Consider the following 13,363-nt stretch of genomic DNA (forward strand, 5'->3'; position numbering starts at 1 on the left):
GCGGTTAGGCTGGCGCTTGATGTTGCGGGATGGGTGCTACGCGATGGCCTGATCGCCGTAGGTTTTCTGGTAGAACGCGCGCACCTGGGCAGAAACGCGTTCGTGGTCAGCGTGTTTCGGGTTGGTGTATGCCTCGGACTTCATCAGGTCGCGGATGCTCTGCTGTTCTTCGAGATTGATTTGGCCATTGCCTACGGGGGTATCCTCGCCCATCTCTGCGCCGATTTTCGCCAGCATGCGGATCACCATCGGGTTGTTGCCGATCTCGTCCATCTTGCCCTGGTCGGCAGGGTCGGCCAGCGACATAAACGCGCGGTGCGCCAGCCCGATATTTTTCTGGAATTCCGCATCGGTTTTCCACGTCCCGCGCAGCTCGGTAGCCGCCGCCTCCTGATCCAGCTCTGCAGCACCACCCACCAGCGCCGGGGCGCGGTTCATGTACTCGCCGAGGATGAAGCCCATCTGATCGTTGGTGATGCCCTTGGCGTGCGCCGCCTTGAGGAATCCCTGCATCTCAGGGTCAGCCTTGAACTCGTCCCACTTGAAGCCCTCGACCTCTACCTTCGGGGAATATTCTTCGACAGTTTTCGGCGGAACGTCGCCGCTGCCGAAGCGTTTGGAGAGGTGCGAATACGCATCCGCCAGCTTACGCGCCGAGTCTTGCAGGTTAAATTTTCCATCAGCACCGCTGGTGCGGTACTTCTCAGGAATAAAATCACCCTCGGCCGCCTGGTCTGTGGCACCGGTGCTGAGCAGAGAATTGCCGCCAGCATCACCAGTATCTGGTTTATCCACATCGCCATTCCCCCCAGCGTCAGCGCCTGCATCTGCATTCATGAAAAGGTGTTTAAGCTTCCACATCGTCGTTTACTCCGTCTGCCAGATTAAGCTGGCGCAAAATGAAATCGAGCACGTCACGCTGCCCGGCCTTAAAACAGGTTTGGCGGTCGCCCTCTGGGCCGCCCTTCACAAAAATTGATCCACCGAAGCGCCGGGTTAATTCGTCCAGCACCTCGGCGCCGCCGGCCGTCTCTTCAAACAGCCGCTTGTAATCCAGTGGTGAAACTTTCTTGATGCCCATCAGCCCCCCGCCAGTTGTTGGCCAATTGCTTCACCAGCACTCTGTCCTGCAGCGCCTGCAGCCTGCTGGCCGGCCTGCATCAGCAGAGCCTGTTGCTGTTGTTGTTGCTGCGCCTTGGCGCGCTGGTCGCGCAGTGTGGACACGTCCGCCGACGAGCGCATAACCTTGGCCGGTACGCCGAGCGCCTCGCCGACAACGCGGCTTGCTTCGTCGCTGTCCATGTTGTCGATAATGTCCGGGTAAACCTGCACCAGCTGCATAACGTTCTGGGCGTAACGCTCAATCGCCGTGACGTCCTCCAGCTTCTGTGCGCGAGCCAGCGGCGAGATATAGCGCACGTTGAAGTTGGCGGCGTTCATGCTCTCCGGCGGCTCAGGGAACACGCCAGCGCGGAACGCGATACCGAAACAGCGCTCTACCAGCGGCTGCAGGTATTCCGCCTGGAATCGTCCGTACACCGGCCCCAGCAGCTGGCGGATCAGCGCGACGCGCACGTGCACTTCGGTGGCAGTCATGGCTGGGCCATCCTGCGGCTGCAGCTGGTCGGCCATCATGATCTTGCGGATTGACGCCTGCAGACGTTCCTCAGCGGTGAATGCGACATTGAAGTCTGAACCGGTCAGCAGCGGCTTCATGCTGTCGACGCTGTTGGCCACGATGATGCGGCGCGGCCCCACCTTGACGGTGCGAGGGTTAAGCACGCCGTCATCCTCGGCGATCCACATGCCGGAGATCGCCAAGTCCTGCGCGGCTTTCTCCATGCGTTTGGTTTCGTTCAGCTCCTTGCAGTCCGGCAGCGCGTCATAAACCGGGCCGATGCCGTATGAACCGCCGGGGATTTTCATCCAGCGCGGCACGCAGCACGGGAATTCGTGATAGCCGGATTCGCGCACCACTTTTTTTGCGGTCACATCGATGTTGTACGACGCGAAGCGCAGGTTTTTAGCCAGGCGCGCGTTAACCATGTAATTCGTGCGCGGGAAAATCGCGTGAAGAAAATCAAATTTGTCGTCTGGCTTTTTCTTGGCGGCATCGCGGATCTTCTCGCTTACAGCATCTTGGCCAAACTCGGCTATCGCCTGCTCGGCGGTAAGCTGGTAGCAGCGGAAAATCGTATCGACAATGCCATCCTTGCGGGTCGATGCAACGTAGCACTGCGCCAGTGGCCACTGCTGGAATGAATAGCCGCCTTCGTCCCGGTCTTCATCGACGTACAGCACAAACCAGCCAGCGCACACAACATCGAGATTTGCCTCGTAGCCCTCAGCATCGAAGTTGGCCGCGTGGATGTTTTCCCACACCAGCGTTGCGCAGGTGGAAAGCCACGCCTTGGCATCGTCCGGCAGGGATTCACTATCGAGATTCAGCCACTGCGCGTTAGCCGGCGTCATGCCAGACATGAGAGCGGACGCCAGCATGCGCGAGCTATCGGTCGCCGTGCCGTCCAGCAGCTTGGCAACCTTGTGCTTTGCGCTCTGAGCATCCAGCACCTCAGACGAGAAACCAGCGCCGCGCAGCGGGTACGTGTAGTCGTAGCACTCCCGCCAGACACTTTCATGCATCTGACGGGTGGCCTTGAGCGTATTCACGCGTTTAATCAGCCTTGCGGCGGTGTCGTCCATCAATCACGCCCCTAACGTTGGTTTGCCGCTGGCTCCGCTGGCAAGCAGTGACGAGCCGGAATCAGAAGCCCCTTGCGATCCACTCGCCAGCAGTGACGAGCCCTGCTTACGTTTTTTACGCGCCGAAGCGTCCGCATTAGCTGTGCGGGCCGCCGCGTTGGCTGCTGCATCCGCCTCGGCCTGCGGGTCTGTTTGGTTGATCGTGGGCATCTTGTCTTTCTTGAAAAGCCCGGCAGGATCTAAAACTTTGCCTGGGTCAATGCTTCCACACATGATTTCCCCCTTAGCCTGGTACGTGCCAGCCGTGTTCAGTTAAAACAGGTTTCCCTGCTGCCGGCTGCTTCTTGCCCTCTTCGTTCGTCACCATCGGGCCAGCGCCACCGGTAGCCACATCGGTGGCTTTCTTCACCAGGTTGAGGAATTCGAGGTTATTGGTCAGCGGATGGCCGTTTACATCGATGAAAGCGTACGCTTCAAACTTCGTGATGATGGCGGCTCCCTGCTCGTTGATAGTTCCCAGCAGCGCGTTGCGGGCGGCCAATGCCAGCTCCTCTTCGCTGCGCTGTGGCTCCTGAACGGTAATCACCGTAGCGCCAGCGGTGGCGGCGTTCAGCTGTTCCGGCGTATTTGCTGGTTGCTGCGCGACAGAATTCAACAGCAGTGCGTCAGCGGCGTTTTCTTCCGAGCGCTGATTTTCCTGCCCGGGGGTTTGGATTTCTTTGCGTGGTCGTCCCATTGCGTTTACTCCTTGGGTTGATGAACGGTCATTGTCTGCCTTGCTTGCGGTCGGATTCCCGACCAATTACCGGACGCTTGAACGTCCACCATTGCCGGTAAAGCACCGTCGGCAGGCTGCCACGGTCTGAGCCTGTCGCCTGGCACCAGAGAGCGATCAGCGCCTCACCGTCGCCGTGACGCGGTTCAGATCCCGACTTCCAGCCGAGAACGGCAGATTTCGATACGCCCAATTCCTCGGCGATGCTCTGCGTTGCCATGCGGGTGCGGTTGATATCGGTAATCACGCGAAACCAGTCAGTTCGGAATGTTGCAACGAGAGGCATGATCAGCCCCCTAAACGCGCGCGTGCGCGAGCATAGAGAGGAGTGAACGCGCCGCCGGCCATTGCAAGAAGATGGGCGAAACAGGATTTTGTTCTTTTCCACCGCTGGGCGCCCTGTGACTTTTCGCTATTTCCTGCTGCTCTTAGGGATAGGATTAAATTCTGCATTCGCGCAATTCCTCCACTTCCCTTGTGACTTGTTCCAGCAATTCCAGCTCAGTGCCGTAATTCTCCTCCCATGTTTTTCTTCCTGCGTGTACGGCTATACCGTGGCCGCCAGTGCGGTGATGCGGTGGGCATAACGGGAGGGTTTGCTTATGGGTGGCGCGCTGTGCTGTTCCCTGTCCTGTGCGGATATGGTGTATTTCAGCTGGGGATGGGCCGTAACCCAGATTGCGGCAGACGACGCAGCCAAGATCTGCCACATCGGATAACCATTGCTTTTCGTCTTTGGTCGCCATGGTTCCCCCTATGCCGTGTAGCTGAGCAGTTGGGAGGCGGCGTTTTCTGCAGCCTGCTGATTGGGGAACGAGCGGAACAGGATGAAATTCCAGAGCACGTCGATGGTGGCTTTGTAGAGCTGGGCGAACTCGATATCGTCCATCTTGGCGAACGATACGCTGCGGGGTTCTTTGCGCTCGCTGCCATCCGGCATCTGGTATGCGGTGTAGTGGCCGGATTGAATCGTTACCCAGGCGCGGAATGCCTCGAACGATTTTGCGGCGCTGATATTCCCGGCGCGCTTTTCTGCCACATCCTGCAGATATTCGTCGGCGGCTGCCTGCAGCGTGCTTTCGTTCCCGGCGTAATACGCGAGGAATTTCACGTAACCAGTGACCAGCTCTTTGTCGGTCGGCGATATGGCGCCGCCGGTCGGTTCCCAATATTGGAAGCCGAGATTCAGCAGGGAGAAATATTTGCGGTGAAATGCCGGGTTGCGGGCCTGGCTAAAATCGGCATACAGGACGGCGCCGATCTTCACTTTGGTTTTCAGGAATTCGATCGCGTCCGGGGTGGCCGGCACTAACAAATTTCCTGCGGATTTTACAAACGAATACTGCGCCATGGGCTTTCTCCGGTGGCGCAGCAGCTGTTCAGATTTATGGTGTGCCGGGTGTTCAGTCCAGCCCACTAATTATAGCGTAATCCCGTCCGGTGAAACAACTGAATAACCAGACTGTTTAGCTATGTCAATCAACGCGTTAAGCGATGCTATATGCTCGTTATCTCGAAGTGTTCTCGCGCTCGTTATTCGGCCTCCTTCACACCTCAACAACACGCGCCCGTCAGATGGTAAGTTTTTTATAATATCTTGTTCTATAATCATTTTTTGTTTACTCCCCGGCACAACAAATCTCACGGGAAGATTATGGCACAAAAATACTGTTTATGCGTACAGTGGTTTTGTGTGATGCGTCAAACAAAAAGCCAGAGTGCAAAAATGCACTCTGGAACAAATACAACCACTTGACGTTATCGGTGGCACTCAGTGAATGCCACCTGTAATGCTATTTCAGTTCAGCCAGTACACGAAACTCGTAATCGTTGTCCGCCGCGTGCTGCACGCTCATCTCTGCGTGTTGCTCTGCTGTGATGCGCTCCCAGTCGTGCCAGCAGTTGTGGCCGCTGTTCCAGTAGCGCATTTCCCATGCCACTGGGTTTGCGTTGTCTGGCGCTGGCGGGGCGGTGAACAGAGATTGCACTTGCAGCCCATCACTATTCCAAACTTCAGCAGTTTCGGCATGAACAGTAACTGCCCGCTTGTCGCCGAATACTGTTGTCCACGCCACCGGCTGCGCCTCCCGGTTAGCCAGGAGCTCTTCAAGTAGAGCAATGTCTTGCTGGCGTTCGGCTTTGAGGCTTTCAAGGTATGCAGTGGCGTTAGGGCAATTGCCAGGGTATTTATGCTGCTTCATATCGCGCAGCCGCTCTTTCAGATGACCAATTCTCGCTCTCAACTGCTCAGTCGTTAGTGTCATGCACCCTCCTTAATCATGAGATATACAATCGCCGCCGCCCGCAGCGGGTTCCTGTGCGTAGCGCTCGCTCCCGATTCATGGCTCGCTTGCCATACCGTTTTTCCTGACGGTGACAGGCCGATTTTGTGTTTCTTCATGACATGGAATAGTTCTTCCGAACGCCGAAGAGGGTGGAATCCAGTGGTCTGCACTGTGTTGAGCCAATTCCATGAAAGCTGCGCGCCAGTAGGGTCTATTGGGCTAATGATGGCGCTATATTTTGGCTTGAGGTAATAGGCCAGCCTTACGCTGATTTCACCGTCGCTCATTTTGCTGTAATCGACCATCCTACTCATCCCCCTCTACGGTGAAGCCAGCGGCGCGGATAGCTTCGATAACTTCTGGAATTACCCGTGTGTATGCCACGCCCAGGCGGCCGGAAGTGGTCGGCAACCGCACCGGCGTAGCCAGCTTGGCTTCTGCGGCTTCAAGTCTCGCAGCCATGGTTTCCCACAGATCAGCGTTGCCACCGGCCAGCGCCACCACGCGCTTTTCCCGCTCTTTCAGCGCATCGATAGCCATCATGATCGACTCGTTGTCGGGGTTGCAGCCCAGTTCGTTGCCGATTTCTGTGAACACCTGTGAGGCGTTTGCTCGGATGTCTTCCAGCTCGGCGATGCGCTTCTTGTCATCGTTGCTCATGATAACCAGATGCTTGTTCGCATCCTGCGCCTTCTGGAATTTACCGGCATACTCGGTGGCAATGGCTTCCAGCTCGCCAATTCGCTCATCCTTCGCCTCCAGCTTGGCGCGTAATTCTGCAACCGTTTCAGCATGGCTATCTACGATGTTCGTGATTTCTGCTTCCAGCTCGGCGATGCGCTCACGCAAAACCCCACGCTCACTAATCAGCCTCGCAGCATGCACTCGATGCTCTTGCTTTTTCGCTTCCAGCTCTGCCAGCAGGGCGAGAATAGTTTCTGGGTCAGCTGCTGCAATAAAACGGGCCAGTTCCACGCGGTGGCTTTTGGCATTCAGATCAGATGCGTCGAAACCACTCCAGCCAATAATTTCGATACCTGTATCGGCGCACAGAGTTGCTTGCGTATTGGCTTTGCCGATGAATGCCTTAAATCGCTTGATGGGGCATTTGTCGGCCCGGCGCTTCAGTTCGCTCAGCTTATTGTCCATGCCGGTATTCCTTCATGTAGTCCAGTGCCTTCAGAATTAACCAGCAGTAGAAGCTGAGTAACATGCCAGCGATGAAGTAACCGAAAGGCCCTGTCACAGTGACTTTCATGGCAGAAACCAGAAGCACTGCTGCTACAAAAATTAGTGTGCGAATCACACCGATGAATATGCTCATAATGCTTTCTCCTGGGCCTCGGCCCGCTCAAATTCAGCTCCCGGAACTGTTTCATCAACGCTCGCACCACAACTACGGCAGCGGAACACGGTGATGCCGTTCTCCGGGTAATCTTTCAAGTTAACGTTCAGGCCAGCCAATTTTTTAGCGACACTCTCATCTGGATAGAAAGGGCGCTTCTTATCCGCCCGAAATATCCGCTGAGTGCAGTTAATTTCTATGCTGATAGGCTCGCCGCATCTGCACGCGCTTTCGATGATGTTGCTCTTACGCTTAGCCATGCTGGGACTCCACCAATTTTGAGAAGGCTGAGTAAACATCCTTTTTCATCTTGTCGATATCGCCTTCCATGTCACGAAACTCGACCTGTTTTCTACTGCGCTTCAAGGTGTATCCGCATCGGGCCATATACCACAGGAAGGTATCGACAACGTAGATGTGGCCATCACGCGCGTTGCCATTTTCGTCTGCGTTTTTGATGATGTGGTGCATGGCTTTGAACACATCCTTTTGGTCATGGAAGTCGCGCATGAACTCGGGAAGGTATTCACCACTTTCTAACCAATCGGCCAGAGTTGGCTTCAGTTCATTTGCTGGCATCACGCACCTCCCAACACACGCCTGCCTTAACCAATTTACGGCAGTGAGTAATGATTTCTCGGCGCGTCACATCACCAAACCGCCAAGGGGAATAGAAAGGGGATTCATCAACGGCGTTGTAATTCTCCCAACCGACAGCATCGTGAGCCTTTCTCATGCCGTCCCAGTCGGTGGTTTGCAAAATCAGTGCGTCGTGCAGCAGATAGAACGCATCATAGCTGTCAGCCTCACCCCAATAATCAACAGTGGTTACTTGCCACTGGTCGAAATCAAGGCGGCATTCATAACCACATTCCATTTCAAATGCATCGGCAGGATATTGACGCGGCATAAGTGCAATCAGCAGACGCATCGCTTCAGTGCTGAATTTCTTCTCAATGCGAGCCTTGCGGTTGTCGTATGGGCGCTCTTTCATTTGGCCTCCCGCAGTTCGGCGCCGAATTCGCGAACCATTTTTGAGATAGCCTCACGACTGGAAATCTCATCGTAGAAAAATGCACCTCTCATGATTTGCTCTATTTCCGCGTCGAGTTTTTCAGCCAACTTCTCAACTCCCCGAGCTTCGATAGCTGCAAGTGCTGCGTCAGTGGCTGGGGACGGTAGGTTGATCGCTTTGTCTATAGCTTCGCTGAGAAGGTCACGCTGCCCGTTTTCGTATGCATCACAGACATCGTCCAGAGATTTATTCAGCGCCTGATTCTCCACAGCCAGCGCATTAACTCGCTGCAATGCTTCCTGCTCGCCAACTATTGCATTTCCAAGGTTGTACTCAAGGCGATCGCATTTATCTGCCAGCGCATCGCGCTCAGCCTTCAGTGCCTCATAACTCATTGGCAACGGCTTATCAGTTTTTATACCTTGATTTTCAACGATATTTTTCATTATCAAATCCTTACCTGTGTGTACGTTGGTTCAGTTCTTCCAGCTCTTTGCAGTCGATGCAGAGGCGGACGCCTGGCACGGTTCTGCGCCGTGCTTCTGGGATTTCTTCGCCGCACTCGTCGCACTCATGCGCCGCCGACGGATTGTTGTTTACCCACTCTTTGAATTTTTTCACTGTTCCTTCCCCTCTCTGCGATCACGCCAGTAGTTCAAACGTGCTCTGAAATGTTCCCGGTATTGCTCCGGCGCCTCTTCAATCGCCACCAGCACAGTGGTGCGGGTGATCTTCCTCGCGAATAAATCGCGGACCAGGCCGCAGGCGCGCAGGTCGAACTGCTCTAAATCGCGTTGTTCCAGCGTCCATGCGCCTCGATTGAATGGCAGGCCGGGCGGTAGATAGTCCGATTGCCCGGCCATGGTTTATGCCCTCGATTCGGCCGCCAGACGACGCATGACGTCTTTTTCACGTGGGGGTAACCCACTTGCCACGCTTTTCTGTATTTCGCGGCGTACGGCCGTTATAGGCTTCAGGATGTGCAGCACTCGATCGAGTGGCATGCGGAGCATCAGCGCGATGCTTTCGGGAGAGCGCCCCAGGAGCTGCAGCTCATAGATTCCGGTCATCACCCGGCGGCCGTAGCTGATACGGTCACCGATTTTGACGATTGGGCCGGATTCGGCTGCCGGCCGGGCGACGCGCTGGGGTTTTGGCGGTGGGCAGTACGGCGCGCGGGAACGGGCGCGGGCCGCCTGGTTGATTCTGTCCATGATGGCCGGCAGGTGATCGCAGCCGTCATCCATCACAAACCGCTTATCGCGGATCATTTCGTTGATAGTGCTCATGGTCTTTCCTCGTTTTGGTCGTTCAAGCGCTGGTCAGGCGCCGGTTAAAATGGCTTTGTCGCGTAACGTCGTTCTTTCGGTTTGGGTTGCTGTGCCTCCTTCTGGATGCGTGTTGCTTCCTGTGCCACTACCTGATCGCAGGCGACGAAGTGGCCGTTTTTAAACTCCTGGTAAACCGTACCGCCGGGGCCGAATCGGTTTTTACCAACGATGATTTCTGCGTAGCGCGCCGCCGGGCCGTCCGGGTTATAAACCCCGTCGCGGTACAGCAACACGATGCTGTCGGCGTCCTGCTCAACCTTGCCGGATTCGCTGAGGTCGGACATTGTCGGCCGCCGGGCAGTGACCGGGCGATCATCGACTTTTCGCGATAACTGGCTCAGCGCCAGCACCGGTGTTTTGCTCCGCATGGCCATAGTTTTCAGGCTGCGGGAAATATGGCCCATGGCCAGATCATTTCGCTCCGCTTTGGGCTTGGCGATCAGGCCCAGATAATCGACCATGGCGACGGCCAAATGCGGGTAGCGGCGTTTGTGGGTTTCGGTGATTGCGCGGATCTGGTCAACGTTCAGATCGGTTGCGTCAACGATCCAGATATCGCGATTGTTCAGCACCTCGAGCGCCGTGTGTATCCGCCCCCAATCTTCGTCACAGAGCGATTCCGGCTTACGCAGCTTCGACACTGACAGGTTTCCGGCCCCGGCGACGGAGCGCTCTACCATCTGCAGCGCCGCCATTTCCATGCTGAAAATCAGCGCCCCGCCGCCGTCGCGCGTGGCTCCTTCGATCACTTTCAGAGCGAACTCTGTTTTACCCATCCCCGGGCGGCCGGCGACCACAATCAGATCCTGCGGGTTCCAGCCGCCGGTGATCGCATCCAGCTCAGCAATCCCGCTGTACAGGTTGCGCATTTCGGCGTCGCCCTTCATGCGGCGATCCATCAAATCCATGTAACCGCCCAGCAGCTCACCCAAGTGCACCGGCACCACGCCGCCGGTATCGGCAGACATTTCGATCAGCTTGGTTACGGACGACTGGATCGCTGCGTCGCGCTGTTCTTGGTTTCTGGCGTTGCGGATGCTGTCGGCGCCATCCTGCAGCAGCGTGGCCATTTGGCGGCTGCGCCAGCCCTTGGTTGCCAGCGTCGCGAAGCCTTTCAGGTTGGCCAGCGTGCCGGGCATGCGGCTGACTTCCACCAGCGAAGCCAGGCTATCGCCGCCGAGCGCCTCGCTGATCAGCACCACGTCGATCACGCCATGCGTCAGCGCCTGTTTTTTAATTTCCCGGTAAGCCTCGCGGTAAAACCGGATGCTGAAAGCGTCCTCGGGCATGGTGGCGATTACGTCCAGCGCGTCAGGCGTGGCGCCGCCAACCAGCAGGCCGCTCAGCACGGTCGCTTCCATCTCCTGCGGCGTCATAGCGAACCCTCGCGGGTTTTAACCAGCACTTCGGAGCGGAGCAGATAATCGAACCCAGCGCGCCAGCCACGGTTGTTGTCGCCGAAGTAAAACGGCCCTGCAGTGTCGGCGAACGTCTCGAGGTAGGCTTTCACCGCGTCGAGGGTCGGTTCATGCAGCTCACTCAGCAGGCGCTTGATTTGGCGTTTTCGCTTGTCGTTCAGCTCCTGAACCTTCGGCAGCCGATCACCCAGGATTTCGTTGTAGGCGTCAGCCACGTCCTGATATTTAATTTTTGACTTGTCCGGCGCGCCAGCGTCGTCCCCCTCCTGGGGGTTAGGGGGTGATTCATTGACTGGTTCAAAAGACTGACTGATTCTGGGTGCAGGAGCTGCACCACCCCCTGGTGCAGGAGATTCACCACCTGGTGCAGGAGCTGCACCATAGGGTGCAGGATTTGCACCACTGCCAGATAAGGTGATGTGGTAAACATTTGAGCGATTAAGTCCGTTCTCAGCCAGGCGTTTTTCGATGCGCACCAGCCCATCCTTGACCAGCCGCTGAATGTGATTTTGCACCGAGCGCTCGGAGATTTCGCACTGCTCAGCGATGTAAGGCACCGACGGCCAGCATTCACCCTGATCGCTGGCATTGTCGGCCAGTTTCAGCAGCACCAATTTGCGCAGCGGGTTGCCAACTTTGATTTTCATGGCCCGCACCATCAGTTCCATGCTCATGATCAGATCCCCAGCGAGTCTGCAAGCTGGCGGTACGCGTCCTGGTACTGCTCCGGCGATAAGTTTTCTTCACGCAGCGCGGCCTTGCCCTGCTCGTATTGTTCCCACAGCGAGAGCGCTGCCTCCCGGCGCCCCTCGAAAATTGGCTCGACCTCTTCAATCGCCGCTGGCGCACCGTTGATGCGGAATCCGTTGCGCCATGTGATGCTTTCTGTCGTTCTCAGCATGATGCAACCCTCAAAAAAGTTGGCCTTTGGCAGAGCGGGTTTTGTTCCGCTTGCCGTATTTGACGAATGTTTTGGCGTGGTGCAGGCAGTCGGCAAAGATCCCCTGACGGGAAGAAGCCTTTGAGGCTCGGCGGTAGTGGTCTACGGCCTCGCTTGCCCCCCCCCTGCGCCGCCGCTTCGCTGTAGCCATCTTTCAGCAGCTCAGCAACGACATGTTTGTGAATAAATTCTTCTGGTCGCATTGGTCTTTCCTCGGTACAAAGTTTTTACGCGGCGCTGGTCAGGCGCTGGGTTTCCTGCAGGGCGATTAACGCCCCTGCTATTCGCTGCGGGGTGTCGCAGGCGCCGAGCAAAATGGCGATGATCGCCGCGGCAAATTCACGGATGGCCACTGACAGCAAATATTGCTGAGTCGGGCCAGATAACCGGGCGCGCCGTTCCGCCGGCAGCGCGGCGAGCATGGCGTCGGCCAGCTCCTGCACCTTCTCACGCGCGGCTTTCGACTCGCTGCGCATATGGCGGAAAATCGCCTGCCGGTTGGTGTTGATCGCTCGCCAGTCGGCGGCGCCGGTTTCATCCTCGATCGGATACAGTCGAACCCGGTCACCGTCGGCGCCGAGCTGGAACCATGCGCGGGTGATCTCGATGGCAACGTGTTCCTGCCCCTGCTCCGCCGCCCAGCTCACGATCTCGTTTTTCAGTTTCTCGATGTTTTCCACTTCGCGTCTCCTGTCGCTCGAAAACCAATTTTGCTTAATCAGCTTTCGGTGGGGTTGGTTGTTAAGCTGCACCCTTGTTGAGCACGTCACGGTTTTGGTAAAGCGCAGGGTCATACTTCAGCGCGCCTTCCGTGATGCGTTCTAGGCGAGCAGCGCGGCCTTCTGGCACCAACTCACCCCATGCGTAAACCGTGGGTTTTTGGACTCCGGCGGCGGCGGCTAAGGCTGCTTTCGTTTTGAAAAATGCGATTGCATCTGCGGTATACATGCGAACACCTCCTGTTAGATTTTCCGAACAAATTAGATGTTCAAGATAACGAAGTCAAGAGAATTTAGAATTATCTAACTATGAAATTACCCGGCGAGCGCATACGTGCGCGTAGAAAAGAACTGAAGTTAACCCAGCGCGCTCTCGCGAAGATCGTGCCGGTGTCACACGTCACCGTTTCGCAGTGGGAAACGGGCGATAGCGAACCCGGGGGAAAGAACCTATTCGCCCTAAGCAAAGCGCTTCAATGCTCCCCCACCTGGATTCTCTACGGGGACGATAACCAGCAGCCAGGAGAACCAGAGGAGTCACCGCCACAACTTGATGAGCGAGAAAAAGAACTGTTGGATCTATTCAAGGCTCTACCTGAGTCTGAGAAGGAATCTCACCTTTCAATGCTTCGCGATAAAGTTGATGGATTCAACCGCCTGTTTGAAGAACTGCTAAAAGCCAGAAAATCCAAATAAGAAAATCACCCAACATTTCAATGCGTTGGGTTTTTTATTACCCTTTTTGTTCGTTTTTTCTAATTTTATCGTTGACCAATCAGTTAGATTTATCTAAATTAAGCCCATCAACAGCGCACTAACCCTGCAGCGGTTG

At 56.1% G+C, this 13,363-nt stretch carries 25 protein-coding genes; 1 reads left to right on the forward strand and 24 read right to left on the reverse strand.

Annotated elements, in window-relative coordinates; all coding sequences use genetic code 11:
- Window positions 1–36: 36 nt before the first annotated feature.
- The 24 genes from N6G83_RS09190 to N6G83_RS09305 all read right to left on the reverse strand — a co-directional run bounded on the left by N6G83_RS09190 (window position 37) and on the right by N6G83_RS09305 (window position 12,760).
- Entirely contained in the window at window positions 37–861 is an 825-nt protein-coding gene (locus tag N6G83_RS09190; RefSeq protein WP_260515165.1) for a hypothetical protein, read from the reverse strand.
- On the reverse strand, window positions 848–1,081 hold the full coding sequence (locus N6G83_RS09195) for a hypothetical protein (RefSeq protein ID WP_047568214.1): 234 nt from the start codon (window positions 1,079–1,081) through the stop codon (window positions 848–850). Before N6G83_RS09195 ends, N6G83_RS09190 begins: the two co-directional genes overlap by 14 nt.
- Window positions 1,081–2,703 carry a portal protein gene (locus N6G83_RS09200; RefSeq protein ID WP_060426440.1) on the reverse strand — a complete coding sequence of 541 codons (1,623 nt, stop codon included), beginning with the start codon at window positions 2,701–2,703 and terminating at the stop codon, window positions 1,081–1,083. The genes N6G83_RS09195 and N6G83_RS09200 overlap by 1 nt, the downstream gene beginning before the upstream one ends.
- 3 nt (window positions 2,704–2,706) lie before the next feature.
- Window positions 2,707–2,976 (reverse strand): hypothetical protein, encoded by a 270-nt coding sequence (locus N6G83_RS09205; RefSeq protein WP_409529434.1) that lies wholly within the window; start codon window positions 2,974–2,976, stop codon window positions 2,707–2,709.
- 10 nt (window positions 2,977–2,986) lie between these two features.
- Entirely contained in the window at window positions 2,987–3,439 is a 453-nt protein-coding gene (locus tag N6G83_RS09210; RefSeq protein WP_260515166.1) for a hypothetical protein, read from the reverse strand.
- A gap of 28 nt (window positions 3,440–3,467) precedes the next feature.
- Window positions 3,468–3,764, reverse strand: a complete 297-nt coding sequence (locus N6G83_RS09215; protein ID WP_060433296.1) for a hypothetical protein — start codon at window positions 3,762–3,764, stop codon at window positions 3,468–3,470.
- Between the two features lie 154 nt (window positions 3,765–3,918).
- On the reverse strand, window positions 3,919–4,224 hold the full coding sequence (locus N6G83_RS09220) for a Ref family protein (RefSeq protein ID WP_260515167.1): 306 nt from the start codon (window positions 4,222–4,224) through the stop codon (window positions 3,919–3,921).
- A gap of 8 nt (window positions 4,225–4,232) precedes the next feature.
- On the reverse strand, window positions 4,233–4,829 hold the full coding sequence (locus N6G83_RS09225) for a DUF1367 family protein (RefSeq protein WP_060431583.1): 597 nt from the start codon (window positions 4,827–4,829) through the stop codon (window positions 4,233–4,235).
- Window positions 4,830–5,271: 442 nt separating this feature from the next.
- Window positions 5,272–5,742, reverse strand: coding sequence for a hypothetical protein (locus N6G83_RS09230; RefSeq protein ID WP_260515168.1), 471 nt, complete (start codon window positions 5,740–5,742; stop codon window positions 5,272–5,274).
- Window positions 5,739–6,068, reverse strand: coding sequence for a DUF2591 domain-containing protein (locus tag N6G83_RS09235; protein WP_260515170.1), 330 nt, complete (start codon window positions 6,066–6,068; stop codon window positions 5,739–5,741). The genes N6G83_RS09230 and N6G83_RS09235 overlap by 4 nt, the downstream gene beginning before the upstream one ends.
- Window position 6,069: 1 nt before the next feature.
- Window positions 6,070–6,912, reverse strand: coding sequence for an ead/Ea22-like family protein (locus N6G83_RS09240; RefSeq protein ID WP_260515171.1), 843 nt, complete (start codon window positions 6,910–6,912; stop codon window positions 6,070–6,072).
- Entirely contained in the window at window positions 6,902–7,087 is a 186-nt protein-coding gene (locus N6G83_RS09245; RefSeq protein WP_260515173.1) for a hypothetical protein, read from the reverse strand. Before N6G83_RS09245 ends, N6G83_RS09240 begins: the two co-directional genes overlap by 11 nt.
- Window positions 7,084–7,368 (reverse strand): hypothetical protein, encoded by a 285-nt coding sequence (locus tag N6G83_RS09250; protein ID WP_260515175.1) that lies wholly within the window; start codon window positions 7,366–7,368, stop codon window positions 7,084–7,086. Before N6G83_RS09250 ends, N6G83_RS09245 begins: the two co-directional genes overlap by 4 nt.
- A complete protein-coding gene (locus N6G83_RS09255) occupies window positions 7,361–7,687 on the reverse strand; it encodes a hypothetical protein (protein ID WP_260515176.1) in 327 nt (108 codons plus the stop codon). The genes N6G83_RS09250 and N6G83_RS09255 overlap by 8 nt, the downstream gene beginning before the upstream one ends.
- Window positions 7,674–8,102 (reverse strand): hypothetical protein, encoded by a 429-nt coding sequence (locus N6G83_RS09260; protein ID WP_260515177.1) that lies wholly within the window; start codon window positions 8,100–8,102, stop codon window positions 7,674–7,676. Before N6G83_RS09260 ends, N6G83_RS09255 begins: the two co-directional genes overlap by 14 nt.
- Window positions 8,099–8,569: a hypothetical protein gene (locus N6G83_RS09265; protein ID WP_260515179.1), complete on the reverse strand. Its 471-nt coding sequence runs from the start codon at window positions 8,567–8,569 to the stop codon at window positions 8,099–8,101. The genes N6G83_RS09260 and N6G83_RS09265 overlap by 4 nt, the downstream gene beginning before the upstream one ends.
- A 10-nt stretch (window positions 8,570–8,579) precedes the next feature.
- Complete coding sequence (locus N6G83_RS09270) at window positions 8,580–8,744, reverse strand: TraR/DksA C4-type zinc finger protein (RefSeq protein WP_409529435.1); 165 nt, start codon at window positions 8,742–8,744, stop codon at window positions 8,580–8,582.
- Window positions 8,741–8,986: a hypothetical protein gene (locus tag N6G83_RS09275; protein WP_260515181.1), complete on the reverse strand. Its 246-nt coding sequence runs from the start codon at window positions 8,984–8,986 to the stop codon at window positions 8,741–8,743. Before N6G83_RS09275 ends, N6G83_RS09270 begins: the two co-directional genes overlap by 4 nt.
- A 3-nt stretch (window positions 8,987–8,989) precedes the next feature.
- Window positions 8,990–9,412 (reverse strand): hypothetical protein, encoded by a 423-nt coding sequence (locus N6G83_RS09280; protein WP_260515182.1) that lies wholly within the window; start codon window positions 9,410–9,412, stop codon window positions 8,990–8,992.
- 44 nt (window positions 9,413–9,456) lie between these two features.
- Window positions 9,457–10,830, reverse strand: coding sequence for a replicative DNA helicase (locus tag N6G83_RS09285; protein WP_060435319.1), 1,374 nt, complete (start codon window positions 10,828–10,830; stop codon window positions 9,457–9,459).
- Window positions 10,827–11,546, reverse strand: coding sequence for a helix-turn-helix domain-containing protein (locus N6G83_RS09290; protein ID WP_260515185.1), 720 nt, complete (start codon window positions 11,544–11,546; stop codon window positions 10,827–10,829). The genes N6G83_RS09285 and N6G83_RS09290 overlap by 4 nt, the downstream gene beginning before the upstream one ends.
- 2 nt (window positions 11,547–11,548) lie before the next feature.
- Window positions 11,549–11,773 carry a hypothetical protein gene (locus tag N6G83_RS09295; protein ID WP_260515187.1) on the reverse strand — a complete coding sequence of 75 codons (225 nt, stop codon included), beginning with the start codon at window positions 11,771–11,773 and terminating at the stop codon, window positions 11,549–11,551.
- A gap of 266 nt (window positions 11,774–12,039) precedes the next feature.
- Entirely contained in the window at window positions 12,040–12,492 is a 453-nt protein-coding gene (locus N6G83_RS09300; RefSeq protein WP_260515189.1) for a toxin YdaT domain-containing protein, read from the reverse strand.
- Between the two features lie 61 nt (window positions 12,493–12,553).
- Window positions 12,554–12,760, reverse strand: coding sequence for a Cro/CI family transcriptional regulator (locus tag N6G83_RS09305; RefSeq protein ID WP_060424678.1), 207 nt, complete (start codon window positions 12,758–12,760; stop codon window positions 12,554–12,556).
- A gap of 80 nt (window positions 12,761–12,840) precedes the next feature.
- Between N6G83_RS09305 and N6G83_RS09310 the strand changes: the two genes are divergently transcribed.
- Complete coding sequence (locus N6G83_RS09310; protein WP_260515191.1) at window positions 12,841–13,227, forward strand: helix-turn-helix domain-containing protein; 387 nt, start codon at window positions 12,841–12,843, stop codon at window positions 13,225–13,227.
- Window positions 13,228–13,363: the final 136 nt, after the last annotated feature.

The organism is Serratia sp. PL7 (genome assembly GCF_945957435.1).

Bases quoted from the DNA above. Each gene is read 5' to 3' on its own strand.
- N6G83_RS09190 (WP_260515165.1), bottom strand. From the start codon at position 861: ATGTGGAAGCTTAAACACCTTTTCATGAATGCAGATGCAGGCGCTGAC.
- N6G83_RS09195 (WP_047568214.1), bottom strand. From the start codon at position 1,081: ATGGGCATCAAGAAAGTTTCACCACTGGATTACAAGCGGCTGTTTGAA.
- N6G83_RS09200 (WP_060426440.1), bottom strand. From the start codon at position 2,703: ATGGACGACACCGCCGCAAGGCTGATTAAACGCGTGAATACGCTCAAG.
- N6G83_RS09205 (WP_409529434.1), bottom strand. From the start codon at position 2,976: ATGTGTGGAAGCATTGACCCAGGCAAAGTTTTAGATCCTGCCGGGCTT.
- N6G83_RS09210 (WP_260515166.1), bottom strand. From the start codon at position 3,439: ATGGGACGACCACGCAAAGAAATCCAAACCCCCGGGCAGGAAAATCAG.
- N6G83_RS09215 (WP_060433296.1), bottom strand. From the start codon at position 3,764: ATGCCTCTCGTTGCAACATTCCGAACTGACTGGTTTCGCGTGATTACC.
- N6G83_RS09220 (WP_260515167.1), bottom strand. From the start codon at position 4,224: ATGGCGACCAAAGACGAAAAGCAATGGTTATCCGATGTGGCAGATCTT.
- N6G83_RS09225 (WP_060431583.1), bottom strand. From the start codon at position 4,829: ATGGCGCAGTATTCGTTTGTAAAATCCGCAGGAAATTTGTTAGTGCCG.
- N6G83_RS09230 (WP_260515168.1), bottom strand. From the start codon at position 5,742: ATGACACTAACGACTGAGCAGTTGAGAGCGAGAATTGGTCATCTGAAA.
- N6G83_RS09235 (WP_260515170.1), bottom strand. From the start codon at position 6,068: ATGGTCGATTACAGCAAAATGAGCGACGGTGAAATCAGCGTAAGGCTG.
- N6G83_RS09240 (WP_260515171.1), bottom strand. From the start codon at position 6,912: ATGGACAATAAGCTGAGCGAACTGAAGCGCCGGGCCGACAAATGCCCC.
- N6G83_RS09245 (WP_260515173.1), bottom strand. From the start codon at position 7,087: ATGAGCATATTCATCGGTGTGATTCGCACACTAATTTTTGTAGCAGCA.
- N6G83_RS09250 (WP_260515175.1), bottom strand. From the start codon at position 7,368: ATGGCTAAGCGTAAGAGCAACATCATCGAAAGCGCGTGCAGATGCGGC.
- N6G83_RS09255 (WP_260515176.1), bottom strand. From the start codon at position 7,687: ATGCCAGCAAATGAACTGAAGCCAACTCTGGCCGATTGGTTAGAAAGT.
- N6G83_RS09260 (WP_260515177.1), bottom strand. From the start codon at position 8,102: ATGAAAGAGCGCCCATACGACAACCGCAAGGCTCGCATTGAGAAGAAA.
- N6G83_RS09265 (WP_260515179.1), bottom strand. From the start codon at position 8,569: ATGAAAAATATCGTTGAAAATCAAGGTATAAAAACTGATAAGCCGTTG.
- N6G83_RS09275 (WP_260515181.1), bottom strand. From the start codon at position 8,986: ATGGCCGGGCAATCGGACTATCTACCGCCCGGCCTGCCATTCAATCGA.
- N6G83_RS09280 (WP_260515182.1), bottom strand. From the start codon at position 9,412: ATGAGCACTATCAACGAAATGATCCGCGATAAGCGGTTTGTGATGGAT.
- N6G83_RS09285 (WP_060435319.1), bottom strand. From the start codon at position 10,830: ATGACGCCGCAGGAGATGGAAGCGACCGTGCTGAGCGGCCTGCTGGTT.
- N6G83_RS09290 (WP_260515185.1), bottom strand. From the start codon at position 11,546: ATGAGCATGGAACTGATGGTGCGGGCCATGAAAATCAAAGTTGGCAAC.
- N6G83_RS09295 (WP_260515187.1), bottom strand. From the start codon at position 11,773: ATGCTGAGAACGACAGAAAGCATCACATGGCGCAACGGATTCCGCATC.
- N6G83_RS09305 (WP_060424678.1), bottom strand. From the start codon at position 12,760: ATGTATACCGCAGATGCAATCGCATTTTTCAAAACGAAAGCAGCCTTA.
- N6G83_RS09310 (WP_260515191.1), top strand. From the start codon at position 12,841: ATGAAATTACCCGGCGAGCGCATACGTGCGCGTAGAAAAGAACTGAAG.